Source organism: Aquibium pacificum (assembly GCF_040839445.1).
Lineage (GTDB): Bacteria > Pseudomonadota > Alphaproteobacteria > Rhizobiales > Rhizobiaceae > Aquibium > Aquibium pacificus.
The window spans coordinates 240766-258960 of record NZ_JBDPGJ010000005.1 but is presented as its reverse complement, the minus strand read 5'-3'; the positions used below and the strand labels follow the sequence as shown (position 1 = coordinate 258960).

18 protein-coding genes are annotated in these 18195 nt (G+C 66.4%); all 18 read left to right on the top strand.

Going from position 1 to position 18195, the window contains the following annotated elements; translation table 11 throughout:
• Window positions 1-185: 185 nt before the first annotated feature.
• The 18 genes from ABGN05_RS21650 to ABGN05_RS21565 all read left to right on the top strand — a co-directional run bounded on the left by ABGN05_RS21650 (window position 186) and on the right by ABGN05_RS21565 (window position 18068).
• On the top strand, window positions 186-959 hold the full coding sequence (locus ABGN05_RS21650) for an ABC transporter ATP-binding protein (protein ID WP_367956130.1): 774 nt from the start codon (window positions 186-188) through the stop codon (window positions 957-959).
• Between the two features lie 6 nt (window positions 960-965).
• Window positions 966-1838, top strand: coding sequence for a branched-chain amino acid ABC transporter permease (locus tag ABGN05_RS21645; protein ID WP_367956129.1), 873 nt, complete (start codon window positions 966-968; stop codon window positions 1836-1838).
• Window positions 1835-2878 (top strand): branched-chain amino acid ABC transporter permease, encoded by a 1044-nt coding sequence (locus ABGN05_RS21640; RefSeq protein WP_367956128.1) that lies wholly within the window; start codon window positions 1835-1837, stop codon window positions 2876-2878. The genes ABGN05_RS21645 and ABGN05_RS21640 overlap by 4 nt, the downstream gene beginning before the upstream one ends.
• 37 nt (window positions 2879-2915) lie before the next feature.
• Window positions 2916-4115, top strand: coding sequence for an ABC transporter substrate-binding protein (locus ABGN05_RS21635; protein ID WP_367956127.1), 1200 nt, complete (start codon window positions 2916-2918; stop codon window positions 4113-4115).
• A 4-nt stretch (window positions 4116-4119) separates the two neighbouring features.
• Entirely contained in the window at window positions 4120-4875 is a 756-nt protein-coding gene (locus ABGN05_RS21630; protein ID WP_367956126.1) for an ABC transporter ATP-binding protein, read from the top strand.
• Window positions 4876-4889: 14 nt separating this feature from the next.
• Window positions 4890-5663 carry an enoyl-CoA hydratase/isomerase family protein gene (locus ABGN05_RS21625; RefSeq protein ID WP_367956125.1) on the top strand — a complete coding sequence of 258 codons (774 nt, stop codon included), beginning with the start codon at window positions 4890-4892 and terminating at the stop codon, window positions 5661-5663.
• A gap of 8 nt (window positions 5664-5671) precedes the next feature.
• Window positions 5672-6640, top strand: coding sequence for a D-2-hydroxyacid dehydrogenase family protein (locus tag ABGN05_RS21620; protein ID WP_367956124.1), 969 nt, complete (start codon window positions 5672-5674; stop codon window positions 6638-6640).
• A gap of 21 nt (window positions 6641-6661) precedes the next feature.
• Complete coding sequence (locus ABGN05_RS21615) at window positions 6662-8290, top strand: GMC family oxidoreductase (protein ID WP_373695973.1); 1629 nt, start codon at window positions 6662-6664, stop codon at window positions 8288-8290.
• Window positions 8291-8375: 85 nt separating this feature from the next.
• Complete coding sequence (locus ABGN05_RS21610) at window positions 8376-9047, top strand: glutathione S-transferase family protein (protein WP_367956123.1); 672 nt, start codon at window positions 8376-8378, stop codon at window positions 9045-9047.
• 5 nt (window positions 9048-9052) lie between these two features.
• Window positions 9053-9712, top strand: coding sequence for a carboxymuconolactone decarboxylase family protein (locus ABGN05_RS21605; protein ID WP_367956122.1), 660 nt, complete (start codon window positions 9053-9055; stop codon window positions 9710-9712).
• Window positions 9709-10608 (top strand): amidohydrolase family protein, encoded by a 900-nt coding sequence (locus ABGN05_RS21600; protein WP_367956121.1) that lies wholly within the window; start codon window positions 9709-9711, stop codon window positions 10606-10608. Before ABGN05_RS21605 ends, ABGN05_RS21600 begins: the two co-directional genes overlap by 4 nt.
• On the top strand, window positions 10605-12374 hold the full coding sequence (locus ABGN05_RS21595; protein WP_367956120.1) for a GMC family oxidoreductase: 1770 nt from the start codon (window positions 10605-10607) through the stop codon (window positions 12372-12374). Before ABGN05_RS21600 ends, ABGN05_RS21595 begins: the two co-directional genes overlap by 4 nt.
• Window positions 12371-13804 (top strand): NAD-dependent succinate-semialdehyde dehydrogenase, encoded by a 1434-nt coding sequence (locus ABGN05_RS21590; protein WP_367956119.1) that lies wholly within the window; start codon window positions 12371-12373, stop codon window positions 13802-13804. Before ABGN05_RS21595 ends, ABGN05_RS21590 begins: the two co-directional genes overlap by 4 nt.
• A gap of 5 nt (window positions 13805-13809) precedes the next feature.
• Window positions 13810-15090 carry a 3-isopropylmalate dehydratase large subunit gene (locus tag ABGN05_RS21585; protein WP_367956118.1) on the top strand — a complete coding sequence of 427 codons (1281 nt, stop codon included), beginning with the start codon at window positions 13810-13812 and terminating at the stop codon, window positions 15088-15090.
• Complete coding sequence (locus ABGN05_RS21580) at window positions 15087-15599, top strand: 3-isopropylmalate dehydratase small subunit (RefSeq protein WP_367956117.1); 513 nt, start codon at window positions 15087-15089, stop codon at window positions 15597-15599. Before ABGN05_RS21585 ends, ABGN05_RS21580 begins: the two co-directional genes overlap by 4 nt.
• Window positions 15600-15609: 10 nt before the next feature.
• Window positions 15610-16545, top strand: coding sequence for an NAD(P)-dependent oxidoreductase (locus ABGN05_RS21575; protein ID WP_367956116.1), 936 nt, complete (start codon window positions 15610-15612; stop codon window positions 16543-16545).
• 3 nt (window positions 16546-16548) lie between these two features.
• On the top strand, window positions 16549-17418 hold the full coding sequence (locus ABGN05_RS21570) for a fumarate hydratase (protein WP_367956115.1): 870 nt from the start codon (window positions 16549-16551) through the stop codon (window positions 17416-17418).
• A 2-nt stretch (window positions 17419-17420) separates the two neighbouring features.
• Window positions 17421-18068, top strand: a complete 648-nt coding sequence (locus tag ABGN05_RS21565) for a fumarate hydratase C-terminal domain-containing protein (protein ID WP_367956114.1) — start codon at window positions 17421-17423, stop codon at window positions 18066-18068.
• Window positions 18069-18195: the final 127 nt, after the last annotated feature.

Genomic DNA, 18195 nt, shown 5'->3' with positions numbered 1-18195 from the left:
TTTGCAAATTTTGCAACGATGGTTTGCAGACCTGCCGGTTATCCGCATTCTCCGCCTTCGATAATGTCGACGTCGATCGGGTCGGCGACGACCTAAGGGAGGATGCCGGCATCGTCAAACTCGATATCGATCGGCCCAGCCGATTGAATCGCGGCGCAGGCCGGGCGACAGGCAGACAGGGTGGAATGACTTCCGACATTCTGGTGGTGAGCGGTGTCGATGTGACGTTCGGCGGGATCCGGGCGCTCTCCGACGTGTCCCTCAGCGTACCCGAGCGGAAGATCACCGCGGTGATCGGCCCGAACGGCGCCGGCAAGACCACGCTCTTCAACGTCATCTCCGGATTCTACAAGGCGAATTCCGGTAGCGTCACATTCGCCGGAACCGACCTGCTGTCCCAGCCGGCTCACACGCGCTCCGCCAACGGCATCTCGCGCACCTTCCAGAACATCGCGCTGTTTCCGGGAATGACGGTGGCCGAGAACATCAAGCTCGGCGCGCATGCCCAGCTGCGCACCAGCCTGTTCGCGGCCGGGCTATACTTGGGACCCGCCGCGAAGGAGGAGCGCGAGCTGGAAGAACGGATGGACAAAACCGTCATCGAATTGCTCGGGCTTCAGGATAGCCGGGACAGCTCGGTCTCCGGCCTGCCCTACGGGACGCAGAAGCGCATCGAGCTGGCGCGCGCCCTAATCTCCGGGCCGCGTCTCCTGATGCTGGACGAGCCCTTCGCGGGACTGCCGACCACCGAGAAGGCCACCATGGCGGCACAGATCCGCAAGGTGGTCGACGAGCGCGGCGTAACGGTATTGCTCATTGACCACGACATGGAATCCATCATGGGCATGTCCGACCAGGTGGTGGTGCTGAACTTCGGCGAGGTGATCGCAGCCGGCGCCCCTGCTGACGTGCAGGCCAACCCGGCCGTCATCGAAGCCTATCTCGGGGCGGAGGCGTAGAGAGCGATGGCCCTCTTCCTCGAATTCAGCCTCATCGGACTGGCGTCCGGCGGCATCTACGTGCTGGCGGCGCTCTCCTTCGTCATTGTCTACAAGGCGACGAACATCTTCAACTTCGCCACCGGCGAGATGATGATGCTCGGCACCTATTTCTTCTATCTCTTCGACACGCAGCTCGGGTTCGGCTGGATCGTCGGCCTGGGCATGGGCCTCACGTCGGCCGCCCTGCTTGCCATCGTCATCGAGCGGGTGATGTTGCGGCCACTGATCGGACGGCCGCACATCGTGCTGGTCATGGTGACGTTCGGCGTGGGATCGATCCTGCGCGGCTTCGCCGGGCTCATCTGGGGTCCGAACGTTCGACAACTCCCCGAGACCCTGCCGCGCAAGCCGATCTTCCTCGGCGACATCCTCGTGCCAGGCAAGCTTGCCTGGGGCTTCGTCACCGCGGGCGTGATCGCGGCCCTGTTCATGATCTACTACAAGTTCTCGCGCGCCGGCACGGCGATCCGCGCCACCTCGACCGACCAGATCACGGCGGAAAGTCTGGGCATCAACATCCGCGCGGTGTTTCTACTCGCCTGGGCTCTGGCGGGTCTGCTGACGGCTGCCTCGGGCATCATCACGGCCTCGGTCAACGGCGTCACGCCGCAGCTCGGCCTCGTCGCGCTCAACGTGCTGGCCGTCGTCATGCTGGCGGGCATGACGAGCATCGGCGGCGTCATCATCGCTGGCCTTTTCGTCGGCTGGATGGAGACGATCGTCGGCGCCTATCTCGGCGCCGCCTGGCAGAGCTTCATTCCCTATCTCGTGGTGCTCGTCGTCATGATCGTGAAGCCGTACGGATTGTTCGGCGAGCAGAGGGTGGAACGCATATGACCGCGCCGTCCCAGTCCCTCCCCGCGGCCGCTTCCGGCACGAAGCCGCTCGACCCGCGCATCGAGACGATCTCGTGGATCCTGCTCGTGCTCGTCATGATCTCGGTGCCGGTCTGGGGTTCGATCTATGCCGTCTACATGGCGTGTCTCATCTCCATCAACGTCATCGCGACGGTGGGCCTGAACATCACGGTCGGCTATGCCGGGCTGCTGTCGATCGGGCATTCCGCCTTCCTGGGGGTCGGCGCCTATGCCAGCGCGCTGATGTGGCTGCACCTGGGGACACCGCTGGCGGTCAATCTGGTCATCGGAGCAGTGGCAGCATTCGCGATCGGGCTGGTGTTCGGCATCCCCGCCCTGCGCATCAAGGGCGTCTACCTGGCCATCGCGACGCTGGCGGCGCAGTATTCCCTCTATTTCGTGTTCCAGCAGTGGACGTCGGTGACTGGCGGCGACCGCGGCCTGTCGCTGCCCAAGATCGACGTCTTCGGCTTCGGCGACACGGGCTTCTACTACGTCGTCGCCTTCGTGGCGCTGATCGCGACGCTTGCGGCGCGCAACCTGTTCCGCACACGCATCGGCCGCTCCTTCATCGCGGTACGCGAAAAGGACTATGCCGCACAGGTGCTGGGCATCAACGTCGTGTCGACCAAACTCATCGCGTTCGGCATCGGCGCCGCCTATGCCGGCATCGCCGGGGCGCTGCTGGCGGCCTTCCTGCGCATCGTCAACCCGGACCAGTTCACGCTGGTGTCGTCGGTGTTCTTCCTGGCGGCCGTCGTCGTAGGCGGGCGCGGATCGATCCTCGGCTCGATCCTGGGCGCGCTGTTCATGACGCTGATGCCGGAATTCCTGCGCGAGATCATCGCGCTGGTCAGCATCGAAGGCGCCGACCTCGCCAGCCTCCTGTCGCCGTTGCGCGAGATCATCTTCGGATCGCTGATCGTCCTTTTCCTCATCTTCGAGCCGCGCGGCCTTGTGGGCTTCGTCGACCGCGCGCTCGGCCGTTCCGAGAATGTCGAGGCGCGGCAGGAGCACTAGAAGTCCCTAAACGACAACGAAACAGGAGGAGCATGACATGATGAAACTCATAAGAAGACAGGTCCTCGCCCTGGCGGGCGCGGCGATGCTCGCGGGCACAGCCGGGATGGCCCAGGCACAGGAAGAGGACCTCAAGTTCTGGGTTCCGCTGCCGCTGACCGGACCGCTGGCGGTGACCGGCCAGGCGCAGCAGGTCGGCTGGCAGCACGCCGTCGACTGGATCAACAAGGACGGCGGCATCAAGGGCCGCAAGATCGACATCGAGTTCTACGACGACGAGTACAAGGTCGAACTCGGCGTCGCCGGCTTCAAGAAGGCGGTCGCCGACGGCGACATCGTGTTCTCCGGCGGCGACGGCACGCCCTTCGTGCGTGCGATCTCGCCCGAGAACAACGAGACCTACAAGGTGCTGATGTCCTCGACGGGTGCGGCGTCCGACCTCGTGCAGACCGACAAGTACCCGCTGCACTTCCTCGTCGGCTCGAACTATTCCGACCAGATCAAGCAGCTCTTCAACTACATCAAGAGCAAGGATGCCGGGAACAAGGTTGCGATCGTTTACTCGGCCTCCGAGTTCGGCCGCGACCCGCTCGAGAACGCCCGCAAGTACGCCGAGGAGATGGGCATCGATATCGTCCTCGAGCAGGAGACGAAGTTCGTCGAGGTCGACGTGACCGCGCATGCGATCAAGGTGCGGCAGGCCGACCCCGACTACGTGATCTTCCACGGCTACGCGGCGAACGTCTGGCCCGAAATCGTCAAGCTCCTGCGCGACTACGGCGTCGAGGCGCAGATGATGGGAACCATCTTCGGGTCGCACCCGGACGTCGTGTCGACCGTGGGTGAGGCCGCCAACGGGTATCTCGGCACCGTGACGGTCAATCTCCAGATCGACCAGACGGACACCCCGATGATCAACACCATCGAGGAGTACCTGAAGACCTGGACCGACAAGCCCTACACCGGCTACGCCAACATCGGCTACATGCAGAGCTGGGCCGCGGCGCTGCTCCTGCGCGAGGCGATCGGATCGGCCATCGACAAGGGCGTCGAACTGAACGGTCCGAACCTCATCGCCGAGATGGCCGCGATCAAGGACTTCGACGGCGACGGTGTCTTCGGCACGCCGATCGCGTTCGAGAAGAACCGCATCCCCTACGGCGTTCTCTATCGCTACAATATCGAAGACGGGAAGCTGACCGTCACCGAAGAAACCCCCTGGGGCAAGATCGAGTAGTCCAATGGTTGCAGCACTGGAGATTTCCGGTCTGAAGGTGCTTTACGGGCAGGCGATCGAGGCGCTGGACGGCGTATCGATCACCGTCCCGGACGGCGGCTTCGTCGCCCTGCTCGGCGCCAACGGCGCCGGCAAGTCGACGACCCTGAAGGCGATCTCCGGCCTGCTGCGGTTCGAGAACGGTCGGATCGCGCAGGGAACGATCAAGTATCGCGGCGAGGATATCGCCGCGATACCCTCCTACCAGCTCGCGCGGCGCGGCATCCTGCATGTGCGCGAGGGACGCTTCGTCTTCCCAACAATGACGGTCGAGGAGAACCTCGAGGCGTCGCTTTTCGCGCGCGGGAAGCGCGGACCGGCGGTGGCGCGCCGCGTCTACGAAGAGGTCTTCCACTATTTCCCGGCGCTCAAGGAGCGCGCGAAATCCCAGGCCGGATATCTCTCCGGCGGCGAGCAGCAGATGCTGGCAATCGGCCGCGCGCTGTTCGCGCAGCCCGAACTCCTGATGGTCGACGAGGCCTCGCTGGGTCTCGCGCCGAAGATAGCGGCAGATATTTTTACGATCCTCGACAAGATCAGCCGCGACCGCAAGCTGTCCATCCTCGTGGTGGAGCAGAACGTCACGCTGGCACTTCGCCACGCCGCCTACGGATATGTGCTGGAGAACGGGCACATCGTCAGCGAAGGCGAATCCCAGAAACTTCTTGACCGCGATTCCCTTTCACGCCGCTACCTTGGTGGTGGCGCGCTCGCTCACTGAAGAAGGACAGCACCATGGAACTTGAGACCCTCCGGCTCGAGGTGACGGACGGTATCGCCGTCGTTACGCTCGCGCGCGCGCCCGTCAACGCACAGAACCGCCGCATGCGCGAAGAGCTCATCTGGACGTTCGATTCCCTGTCCGACCGCGACGACGTGCGGGTCGTTGTCCTGACCGCCGATGGCAAGACCTTCTGCGCCGGCGCCGACATCAAGGAACGGCGCACGATGGTGAAGCAGCCCGGCGACTACATCAGCCACAACCGCGTGACGCGCGAGTGCTTCTATGCGATCTCCGACTGCAGCAAGCCGGTGATCTGCGCCGTCAACGGACCGGCGATCGGCGCCGGTTTCGTGACCATGCTCTACAGCGACATCATGATCGCGTCGGAAGACGCCTGGTTCACGATGCCCGAGATCGACGTGGGGCTGGCTGGCGGTGGCAAGATGATGATGGAGCATATGGGCCGCTCCTGGGGACGCCTGCTCTACTTTACCGGCCGGCGCATCTCGGCGGCGGAACTCGCCCGGCTGGGAATCATCAGCGCCTGCGTGCCGGCCGACAAGCTGATGGAGGAGGCGATGACGATCGCGCGCGAGATCGCGGCCAAGAGCCCCTACGTCGTAAAGGAGATCAAGCGCGGCTTCCAGGCGGTCGAGCAGATGCCCATGCGCGACGCCTACCGCTACGAACAGACGATCACGCATGCGCTCTCCACCAGCGCGGCAACGCGCGAGGCGCAGACCGCGTTCGTGGAAAAGCGCAAGGCGGACTATTCTTCCACCTGAGGTTCCCGATGACCAAGACCAGTTGCGCGATTCTCGACGACTACCAGGACGCTGCCCGCGGGGCCGCCGACTGGAACCGTATCAGCGGAAACGTCGCCATCGAGCGCTTCGCCGACCACATCGCCGACCGGGCGGCACTGGCGGAGCGGCTGGCGAAGTTCGAGGTGATCGTCGCGATGCGGGAGCGGACCGCCTTCGACGACGACCTGTTTTCGCGTCTGCCGAACCTGAAGCTGCTCATCACCACCGGAATGGTGAACGCGGCCATCGATCTGGATGCCGCGAAACGTCACGGCGTGATGGTCTGCGGCACGCGCGGATCGGTGGGACCGGCGGCGGAACTCGCCTTCGGCCTGCTCCTGTCCGTGATGCGCAACATCCCGGCGGAAAGCGCCAATTTCCATGCGGGCGGCGACCAGTGGCAGCTAAGCGTCGGCCGTGATCTCAACGGCAAGACGCTCGGCGTCGTCGGCATCGGCAAGCTCGGCCAGCGCGTCGCGCGCTACGGCCAGGCCTTCGGCATGAACGTGATCGGCTGGTCTAAGAACGTGACGCCGGAGCGCTGCGAGGCGCTCGGCATAGGATACGCCGCGACCCTGCGCGATCTCCTTGCCGGGTCCGACGCGGTGTCGCTCCACCTGACGCTCAACGCCGAGACGCGCGGGATCATCGGCGAGCGGGAACTCGCCGCGATGAAGCGGGACGCGGTGATCGTCAACACCTCGCGCGGCCCGCTGGTCGACGAGGCGGCGCTAGTCGCTGCCCTGCGCGACGGGCGACTCGGCGGCGCCGGGCTCGATACGTTCGACCAGGAGCCCCTGCCCGCCGGCCATCCGCTGCGCGGCATGGCGAACGTCGTAGCCACGCCGCACCTGGGCTATGTCACGGCCGAGACCTACGCCATTTACTATGCGGACGCCGTCGAGGACATTGCGGCCTGGTTGGCAGGATCGCCGGTGCGGGTGTTGAATGCCTGATCGTATCGTTGCGGGGGGGCATTGACGGTGACCGTGGACCAGACGCTCGAGGGCGAGTTCGACTACATCATCGCCGGAGCCGGCTCGGCCGGATGCGTGCTCGCCAACCGCCTGTCGGCCGATCCGAAAAACCGCGTGCTGCTGCTCGAAGGCGGCGGGCGCGACAACTGGATCTGGTTCCACATACCGGTCGGCTACCTCTTTGCCATCGGCAATCCGCGCGCGGACTGGCTGTTCACGACACAGGCCGAGCCGGGGCTGAACGGACGCAAGCTCGCCTATCCGCGCGGCAAGGTGCTGGGCGGCTCCTCGGCGATCAACGCCATGATCTACATGCGCGGGCAGGCGCGCGACTATGACGGCTGGCGCCAGATGGGGCTGACCGGCTGGGGCTGGGACGACGTGCTGCCGGTGTTCATGAAGCACGAGGATCACGAGCGGCCGCCGAACGAGCTGCACGGCCGGGGCGGCGAGTGGCGCGTGGAGTATCCGCGGCTGCGCTGGGACATCCTCGACCGGGTACGCGACGCGGCCGAGGAGGCCGGCATCGTCAAGATCGATGACTTCAACGCGGGCGACAACACCGGCTCGTCCTATTTCCAGGTGAACCAGAAGCGCGGCCGGCGCTGGAGCGCGGCGCGCGGCTTCCTGCGGCCGGCGCTGAAGCGGTCGAACCTGCGGGTCGAGACCGCGGCGCTGGTCGAGAAGGTCGAGATCGAGGACGGCAAGGCGGTTGCGATCCTCTACCGCAAGGACGGAGGGCTGGTCCGGGCGAAGGCGAAGGGCGAGATCGTGCTCTCCGCCGGCGCCGTGGCCTCGCCCGGCATCCTCGAACGGTCCGGCATCGGCGATGCCGAGCGGCTGAAGGGGCATGGTATCGAGCCGGTGCTGCATTCGCCCGGCGTCGGCGAGAATCTGCAGGATCATTTACAGATCCGGCCGATCTACAAGGTCACCGGCATCCGGACGCTGAACGACGTCTACGCCAACCTCTTCCGGCGCGGGCTGATGGGCCTCGACTACGCCTTCCGGCGCCGCGGACCGCTGACCATGGCGCCCTCGCAGGTCGGTGCCTTCGTGCGTTCCTCGCCGGAATATGAGACGGCCAACCTCGAATTCCACTTCCAGCCATTGTCGCTCGACAATTGGGGCCAGGGGCTCCATCCCTTCGCAGCCTTCACGGCGAGCGTGTGCAATCTGCGGCCGTCGAGCCGCGGCTCCATCCACGTTTCGGGACCGGCGGCGGCGGACGCTCCCGCCATCCAACCGAACTATCTCTCGACCGAGGAGGACAAGCGGGTGGCGGTCGATTCGCTCAAATGGGCGCGCCGGATCGTCTCGCAGAAGGCCTTGGAGCCGTATCATCCCGAGGAATACAAGCCCGGCGCGCACATCCAGTCGGACGAGGAGATGCTGGTCTCGGCCGGCGATCTCGGCACGACGATCTTCCATCCGGTCGGCACGGCGCGGATGGGGATCGACGGAGACGAGCGCGCGGTGCTCGACGAGCGCCTGCGCGTGCGCGGCGTCCGCGCCTTGCGCGTTGTGGACGCGTCGGTGATGCCGACGATCACGTCGGGAAACACCAACTCGCCGACCATCATGATCGCGGAAAAAGGGGCCGCGATGATCCTCCAGGACCGCCCCTGAAAAATGCGCAAAAGCTATAGCTCTAACATTTGACTTTATGACCTTTTGAAATTACCAGTGAGGCATCCCCAGGGAGGAGCCTTGAATGAAACTGCACTGGTCGCCGCGATCGCCATTCGTGCGCAAGGTCATGATCGTCCTGCACGAGACGGGTCTTCTGGACCGTGTCGAGTGCGTCCGCACGGTCGTCGCGATGGCCGGTCCGCCGAACCCGGACCTCCTGCCCGACAACCCGATCGGCAAGATCCCGACGCTGGTGCTGGACGACGGCACGGCGCTGCCGGATTCGCGCGTTGTGTGCGAATATCTGGACGGGCTGCACGACGGCCCCCGGCTGTTCCCCGCCGAGACGGAAGCCCGCTTCCGCCAGCTCCGCTGGCAGGCATTTGCGGACGGGCTCACCGACGTGCTTCTCTTGTGGCGCAACGAACGCATCCGTCCCGAAGGGACGCAGTACAAGAAGCTGACCGACGCCTTCGACACCAAGGTCCGGCACGCCTTCGCCATGTTCGACAAGGAAGCCGGCGCGCTTGCGAGCGAGCCCTTCGGCATCGGCCAGATCGCGCTGATCTGTACGCTCGGGCAGATGGACTTCCGCTTCGGCGAGAGCCGCTGGCGGGAGGGTAACCCGAACCTCGCCCGGTGGTACGAAGGGATCCAGACGCGTCCGTCGGTGCAAGCGACCGCCATCAACGACGACGGCAAGGGTCCGCCCGACGTACCGTGGGCGGCCGGGCCGGCGCTGGTCTTCGCGTGACATCCATGATGAGCGAAGGTGCGACGGTAGGCCGGATTCCCTTCCCCGACGAAGAAGGGCTGACGCCCGAGCAGCGGCGCGTGGTCGATGCAGTCGTCGCAGGCCCGCGTGGAGTCCTCATCGGCCCCTTGCGCGCGGCGCTCCATCGCCCGGAACTCGCAGACGCATGGCAACGCTTCGGCGCGATGCTGCGCTACGATACCAGCCTGCCGCCCCGGCTGTCTGAACTGGCGATCCTGGTGACGGCACGACGCTGGAACAGCCAGCTCGAATGGCACGTGCATGCCGCCGCTGCGGAAAAGGCCGGACTGCCTGCTTCCGCCATGGAGAGCCTGCGCGTCGGCGAGCCGCCGCACTTCGAGGACGAGGCCGATGCCGAGGTTTATGAATTTTCCCGCGAGCTGCAGATAAGCGGTCAGGTGGGAGAGGAGACCTACAAGAAGATCAAGGGTCGCTGGGGTGCCGTCGGCGTCGTCGAATTGACCACGCTGATCGGCTACTACACGCTGGTCTCGATGACGCTCAACGCGCATCACATCCCGCTGCCCGACGGGGCCGCATCGCCGCTCGAACTCGGCGGCCCCTGCCCCGAGGACGGTAGCCTGCCCGTCAGCCTGGCGGCGATCCCGGCTTCGACGAGCCGGGCCGACGGGAGCGTATCGTGAACGACGTCCTCGAGCCGGTCGCGGCGCGGATGCCGGAAGCACCGGCCTCGCCGCCGCCGGCCGGTGCCTGCGACACCCACACCCACGTCTTCGGGCCATTCGCGCGCCATCCGGTTCCCGCGCCGTCGAGCTATGCGCCGCCAATTGCGCCGCCACCGGTGCATCAGGAGATGCTCGACCGCGCCGGGCTTTCACGCGCGGTGCTGATCCAACCCGCCCCATACGGCACGGACAACTCCGCGCTTCTGGAAGCGCTCAGCCAGCGGCCGGAGACGACGCGCGGCGTCGGTGTGCTTTCGGCGGATGCGGACGACGCCGATTTCGAGCGGCTGGCCGCGGCGAATATCAAGGGATTGCGCTTCAGCGAGATGCGCGATCCGCGCGGCGGCGGCCGCTACAAGGGAAGCATCGGGCTGGACCAGTACCTGCTGCTGGCTCCGCGCATGAAGGAGCACGGCTTCGTGCCGCACGTCTGGGCGAAGTGCGCGACACTCGTCGACCTGCTGCCGCCGGCTATCCGCGAGGCGGGCCAGCCCTTCGTCATCGACCATCTGGCCGGCATCGACATCGAGAAGGGTGTAGACGATCCGGATTTCCGGACGCTGGTCGATCTGCTGAAGGACGGCGTGATCTGGATAAAGCTGTCGCTGTGCCGCAACTCGACCGACGCGCCGAATTACGACAGCCAGCGGCCGTTCCACGAGGCGCTGATCGAGGCGAATCCCGACAGGCTCATGTGGGCCTCGGATTGGCCCTTCGTGCGCATGTACGACAAGTCGCCCGACGTTGGGCACCTTCTCGACGTCTTCACGGCATGGACCCCGGACGCGACACTGCGGCGGCGCATCCTGGTGGACAATCCGGCTTCCCTCTACGGTTTCGGGGCGCAGGCATGACCACCGGGGCCGACATGCGCGTCCAGGGCGGTCTGCCGGACTACCTGATCGTCGGCGGCGGCACGTCGGGCTGCGTGCTGGCCGCGCGGCTGACCGAGAACCCCGGCGTGCGGGTGCTGCTCGTGGAAGCCGGACCCGACCTGACCGAGGAGAGCCAGCCGGCCGACATCCGTTCGGGCAATCCGAGCCGCGCCTTCTTCACGCGCGAATTCTTCTTCGACGGCCTGATGGCGCGGTTCGGCGCGGTGCCGACCGTTCCCGATGCGCCGCGCCCGGCGGCAAAATACGAGCAGGCGCGCGTGTTGGGGGGCGGCTCGGCGATCAACGGCATGCTCGGCAACCGCGGCGCGCCGGCCGACTACGACGAGTGGGAAGCGCTCGGCGCGGAAGGTTGGAACTGGGCGTCCACCCTTCCCTATTTCCGCAAGCTCGAACGCGACCTCGACGCCTCCGGCGACCTGCACGGCAGCGACGGACCGGTGCCGATCAGCCGGCCCGATCCGGCGACGTTCTGCGGTTTCGTGCGCGGTACGCGCGACATGCTGCTGGCCCGGGGCATCCCCGCCGTCGACGACCAGAACGGTGAATGGGGAGATGGCGTCATGCGCGTGACGACCACCATCAACGAACGTGCCGAACGCGCCTCGGCGGCTGTATGCTACCTGACGCCGCAGGTGCGCCGCCGCCCCAATCTCGTCGTGGTGACCGGCAGGAGCGTCAACCGGCTGACGCAGGAGAACGGCGCCGTGACCGGCGCCGAGATCGCCGGCCCCGATGGCAACGTCAGGATCGCGGCGCGCGAGACAATCGTGTGCTGTGGGGCGATCAATACGCCGGCTCTTCTTCAGCGTTCCGGATTTGGCCCCGCCGACGTGCTGGCGCGCACGGGGGTCCCGGTCGTGCGGGAGATCGCAGGCGTGGGGGAAAATCTCCAGGAACATCCTGCGCTCGGAATCTCGTGCTTCATCCGGCCGGGCAACCGGCACTCGGATTCGCGCCGGCATCACACGCAGGTGCACTACCGCTTCTCCTCGGGCCTCGAAGGATGTCCCGAGACGGACATGCACATGGCCGTGCTCGCCCGCTCAGCCTGGCACGACGTCGGCGAGCAGCTGGGCACCTATTATCTGTGGATCAACAAGTCCTATTCCAGGGGATACGTCGCGATCACGTCACCCCAGGCGGACAAGCTGCCGGATGTCGATTTCCGGCTGCTCTCGGACCAGCGCGACCTGCAGCGGATGCGCGACGGCTTCCGCCGGGTGGCCGGCGTGGCGCTCGACCCGGCGCTCGACGCTGTCCGCGCCGAAGTCTTCCCGACGATCTTTTCCGACCGGGTGCGGGAGGTCTCGCGGCCCGGACAGTGGAATGCCTTCCAGACGGCGGTGTTCGCGCGCGTCCTCGACTTCGCCGGCTTCGCGCGCGGAGCGCTGATCCGCAGGTTCATCGCGCCTTACGACATACGCGAACTGCTCGCCGACGACGCCGCGCTCGACGCCTATCTGCACAAGGCGATCGTGGGCGTGTGGCATTGCGTGGGAACGTGCCGCATGGGCCGCGCGGACGATCCGGCCGCGGTCACCGCGAGCGACGGCCGCGTCCATGGCGTACCGGGGCTGCGCATCGGCGACGCGTCGCTGATGCCAACGGTTCCGTGCGCCAACACGAACATACCGACATTCATGCTGGCCGAACGCATCGCCGACCTCATCCGGTGGGAAAACAGCGTCTCGCCGGCCGGCCTGCAGCAGGAGACGATGCAATGACCGCCGACGTCCTTCTCTTCCTCGACGGCAAATGGGTCGCAGGGTCCTGCGGGCGGAGCCTGCCGCTCACCAATCCGGCGACCGGCGAAACGGCCGGCTCGGTGGCGGTAGCCGAGACCGCGGACCTCGACGTCGCACTCGAAGGCGCCGGCTCCACCTTCAGGAGCTGGAAGAACGCCTCGCCGGTCGAGCGCGGCCGGGTCCTGCGCCGCGCCGCCGAGCTCCTGCGCGAGCGCATCGACGAGATCGCGCCGGTGCTGACCGAACAGCAGGGCAAGACGCTTTTCGAGGCGCGCTACGAGGTGAACGCCACCGCCGAATCCTTCGACTGGTTTGCAGAGGAGGCGCGGCGCGCCTACGGACGCATCGTGCCTGCCCGCGCCGAAGGCGTACACCAGCTCGCCTTCAAGGAGGCGATTGGTCCCGTCGCCGGCTTCGTGCCTTGGAACTTCGGCATGGGTCAGGCGGCCCGCAAGGTGGGCGCGGCGCTCGCCGCGGGCTGCACGGTGATCCTGAAGGGACCGGAGGAAACGCCGAGCTCCTGCGCTTTTCTTGTCCAGGCGCTGGCCGACGCGGGCCTGCCGACGGGAGTCCTGTCGCTGGTCTTCGGCGTGCCCTCGGAAATCTCGGAATACCTGATCCCGCACCGGACGATCCGCAAGATTTCCTTCACGGGCTCCACCGCGGTCGGCAAGCACCTCGCCGCCATGGCGGGCCGCCACATGAAGCCCATCACCATGGAACTCGGCGGCCACGCACCGGTCATCGTGGCCAAGGACGTCGACATCGAGCCGGTCGCCAAGCTGATGGTCGGCGTCAAATACCGCAACGTCGGGCAGGTCTGCACCTCGCCGACCCGCTTCCTGATCGAGGAGGAGATCTACGAGACCTTCGTGGAGACCTTCACGCAGATGGCCGCGGCGGTGAAGGTCGGCGACGGTTCGAAGGAAGGCACGGTCATGGGGCCGCTCGCCAACGTGCGCCGGCTGGAAGCCATGGAAGCGCTGATCGCGGACGCGGTCTCCCACGGCGGCAAGATCCGCACCGGCGGCAAGCGCATCGGCAATGTCGGCAACTTCTTCGAGCCGACGGTGATGACCGACGTGCCGCTCGAGGCGCGCGTCATGAACGAGGAGCCGTTCGGGCCGCTTGCCCTGATGCGGCCGGTCTCCGACATCGACGAGGCGATCGAGGAGGCCAACCGCCTCGACTACGGCCTCGCCGCCTACGCCTTCACAAAGTCCGCAAAGCTGGCGAGCCGCATCGCGGCGAACGTCGAGACCGGGATGATGTCCATCAACGCGGTCGGGATCGCCTTCCCCGAGATCCCCTATGGCGGGGTCAAGGACAGCGGCTACGGCTCCGAGGGCGGCATCGAGGCGATGGATGCCTTCCTCGTCACCAAGTTCGTCTCCCACACGATGGCATGAGAAGAATGGGACAGTCTGTCGTCCAGAAGATCATCGCGCGCGCCGCCGGACGGGAAACCGTCGAGCCGGGCGAATACGTGACGGTGACGCCGGACTACACGTGCTGCCAGGACATTTCCTGGCCGGCGCGCAAGCGCATCATGGAACAGGCCGGTGTGACGCGGCTGGCGCATCCCGAAAAGCTGGTGCTCGTCGTCGATCACACGACCGCCGCCGGTATGGGCTCGCCCTACCACCGCAACCACGGCGAGATGCGCGACTTCGCCGAAAAGCACGGCGCCAACTATTTCGGCCCCGGCTCGGGCCTGCGCCACCAGGTGCTGGTCGAGCAGGGTTTCGCCCGGCCCGGCACGCTCGTCTTTTCCGACGAGCCGAACATCGCTTCGATCGGCGTGGTCGGCGCGCTGAACATCGCGATCTCCACCGAGGTCGTCGTCACCTCTGTTCTGAACGAGAACTGGATGGTGGTGCCGCGGCCGATCCGCTTCACGCTGACGGGCAGGCTGGCGGAAGGCGTACACATCCGCGACCTCGCCCAGGCGATCATTCGCGACTACGCCGAGACGGACCTGCTCAGCCAAGGCTGCATCGAATATGACGGCGAGGGCGTGGCGGGACTGTCGCTGGACGAGCGGCAGACGCTGCTCGCCTGCACCTACCACGCCGGGCCCGACACCGCGCTGATGCCGGTGGACGAGGCGGCGCTCGCCTATGCCCGGTCGCGCGCGGACGGCCGGCCTTTCGAGGTGTTCGAAGCGGACGCCGATGCCGAATACGCCTACGAGGCATCGTTCGACCTTGGCGCGCTGGAGCCGCTGGTCACCGTGCCGCCGGAGCTCCACACGGTGTCGCCGGTCGGCGAAGTGGCGGGCCTGCGCATCGATCAGGCGGCCATCGGCACCTGCGCCAACGGGCGCATGGACGATCTCAGGGCCGCGGCGTCGATCCTGCGCGGACGGCGCATCGCAAGACACGTCACCTTCTACGTCACGCCCGGCAGCCGCGAGATCTATGCCCAGGCGGGCCGCGAGGGACTGCTCTCGATTCTCGCCGAAGCCGGGGCGACCATCCTGGCGCCCGGCTGCACCACCTGCTGGGGCTACGAGGGTGTCCTCAACGACGGAGAGGTTTCGATCTCGACGCACCAGATGAACTATCACGGCCGCAACGGCAGCCGGCTGGCCCGCGCCTATCTCGCCAGTCCGATCACCGTCGCCGCATCCGCGCTTGCCGGCGCGATCGTCGATCCGCGCGGCGATCCCGCGCTGCGGAGGGACGCGGCATGACGATCTCCGGACGGGTGTGGGCCTTCGGCGACAATGTCAGCGCCGACAACGGCATCATCCAGTATTCGCAGGTGCCCGACCTCGGCAGTTTCGACATTCCGGCGTTGAAGGCGATGCTCTTCGTGCTGCTGGACCCGGACTTCCCGCAGAAGGTCGGCGAGGGAGACATCGTCGTCGCGGGGCGCAACTTCGGCCATCACAGTCACCCTCATGCCTGCGTGGCCATGCGCGAATCGGGCATCCGGGCCTGCGTGGTGGAATCGACGGACTCCGCCTTCATCCGCAAGGGCCTGAACAACGGCCTGCCCATCGTCCCCTGCCCCGGCATCATGCAGATCGCCGGAACGGGTGACCGTCTGGAGGTCGATCTCGTGTCGGGCGTCGCGCGAAACAGCAAGACCGGTGAGGAACGGCGGTTCCGGCCGTATGCGGAGAGCATGCTGCAGGTGTGGCGGCTGGGCGGCCTGGCGCCCGCGCTGAAGGAACGCGTATCGGCGGCCGGTCTGTGAGGAACGCGAGATGAGCACCAACCGTATCGCCGTCGTCGCCGCCATTCCTCCGGAACTCCGCGAAGTGCTGTCGCGCGGCAACGAACTGGTCGAGGTGAAACGCGGCGAGGCCCCCAGCGAAGGGTTCGACGTCGCGGTGACGACCAGTATCGCCGGCGCCGATACCGCGCTCTACGACCAGTTTCCAGCTCTTCGCCTGCTGCTTTGCAATGGCACCGGGCTCGAGAACATCGATCTCGCGGAAGCCGGGCGCCGCGGCATCGTGGTGCGGCATACGCCCGACGAGGTGACTGACGACACGGCCGATTTCGCCATCGGCCTGATCTACGCGGTATCGCGGCGGATCGCCGAGGCGGACCGTTTCGTGCGTGCCGGCCGATGGGACAAGGAACGCATGAGCCCGTCACGGCGCGTCTTCGACCGCACGCTCGGCATCGTCGGGCTCGGCAAGATCGGCCAAACGATCGCGCGCCGCGCCTCGGGCATCGGCATGAGCGTGCTTTACACCGGCCCACGCGAGAAGCCGGACCTAGCCTACGGCTACGTCCCGGCGATCGGCGATCTCGCCGAACGCTGCGATGTGCTGGTTCTGTCCTGCCCCGGCGGACCGGAAACGCACCGCATCGTGGACGCCGCGGTACTTGAAAGGCTGGGCCCGGAAGGCATCCTGATCAACGTTTCGCGCGGCAGCGTGGTCGACCAGGAAGCTCTGATCGCGGCGCTGGAAAAGAAGATAATCGGCGGCGCGGGGCTCGACGTCTTCGATGCCGAGCCGTCGATCGATCCGCGCTTCGCCGGATTCGAGACCGTCGTGCTCGCGCCGCACTACGCGGCGGTCACGCGCGAGACGCGCTACGGCATCGCCAACACGCTGGCGCAGGCCGCCGCCGACCTGCGGGCCGGCCGGCCAGTCCGCGACGCCGCGGCCGCATTCGGGAAGGGCTGAGAGATGGCGATCACCTACGAGGCCGTGAAGTCGCTCACCGCCGACCTTTACGAATGGTCCCTGAAGCGCATCCCCGACGACGCCAAGGAGGCGTTGGACCGCGCGGCCGCGGCCGAGACCAACGAGAGCGCGCGCAAGGTGCTCTCTATGATGCGGCGCAGCGCGGACCGCGCCGAAAACACCGACCGCTTCGTCTGCTCGGATTCCGGCGTGCCGGTCTACTTCATCAAGGTGGGCACGCAGGCGCGTTTCGAAGGCGACGTGAAGCGGGCGATCAGCGACGGTTTCGCGCATCTGGTGGAGACCATTCAACCGCCGCTCCTGAAGCACGTCACCAACCCTTTGACCAACGAGCGCAGCTACGCCGGCAAGGACATGCCGGTGGTGAGCTGGGACATGATCGACGGTGCCGACTACATCGACATCACCTGCGCGCCCAAGGCGCTGGGCTCGGGCCGCTGGGCGTCGCTTGAGATCTTCAGCTTCCCGACGCTGGAGGAGATCGAGGCCTACATCCTCGACGTCATCGTCAAGACCGCTGCGCAGCAATGCCCGCCGGTCACGATCGGCGTCGGCATCGGCGGTACCTTCGACTACTGCACCAAGATCGCCAAGCTCGCGACGCTGCGGCCACTCGGCACGCCGAGTTCGGAGCCGGTGCTGGCAGCGATGGAGGAGCGGCTGCTGAAAGCCGTCAACAAGCTCGGCTTCGGGCCGATGGGGACGGGCGGCGACACCACCGCGCTCGCCATTCACATCGAATACGCCTCTGGCCACGGGTTCACGCCGGTGGCGGTGTGTTTCAACTGCTGGATCAACCGGCGCACCCGCGCCCGTCTCTACAATGACGGGCGCATCGAGCGGATCGAGTGACCATGGCGACGCATCATCTGACACTCCCCGTCGACGTGGAAGCGATCCGCGCGCTGCGGCTCGGCGACCTCGTCACCGTCGACGGAGAGATCGTCGCGACCGGAGGACTGCCGACGCACAAGCGCATCATCGAGGCGATGGAGGGCAAGCGGGAGCTGCCTTTTCCGCTGGAGGGCGCCGGCTTCTTCCACCTGCCGAGCTATAGCAGGGATACCGACCAGGGCTTCGAGATCGTCTACATCAATCCCACGACCAGCACCCGCTTCAACCCGCTGATGCCGAAGATCATACGGCACTACGGCCTGCGCATCGTGTGCGGCAAGGGCGGGCTCGATGCCGAATGTGCCCGCGCCATGCAGGAGGTGGGCTGCGTGTATCTTTCCATCCTCGGCGGAGGCGCCACGCTCCACACGGACGCGATCAAGGAGGTAACCGGGGTCGGCTGGTCCGATCTCGTCACGCACTACCGGCTTGTGAAGATGCGGGTGGAGGACCTGGGGCCGCTCACCGTCGGCATCGATGCCCACGGAAACAACGGTTACGACCAACTCGAATCCCGGGCCAGGGAGCGGCTCCCGGCTCTGATGGAAGAGCTTCGGGTGGCACGGGAACGCGCGGCGGCGGGCGGCGGCTCCGACCCCGCTGCTTGACGGTGGTAAAAAGGTCATGTTACCGATTGATAAAGGCTATAAAACTAACCTATTCGCTGCAAAGAACCTTTGCAGCCGGCGCATAGAGCAGGCGATTGGCGGGCGAACCCCGACACGATACGCAAAT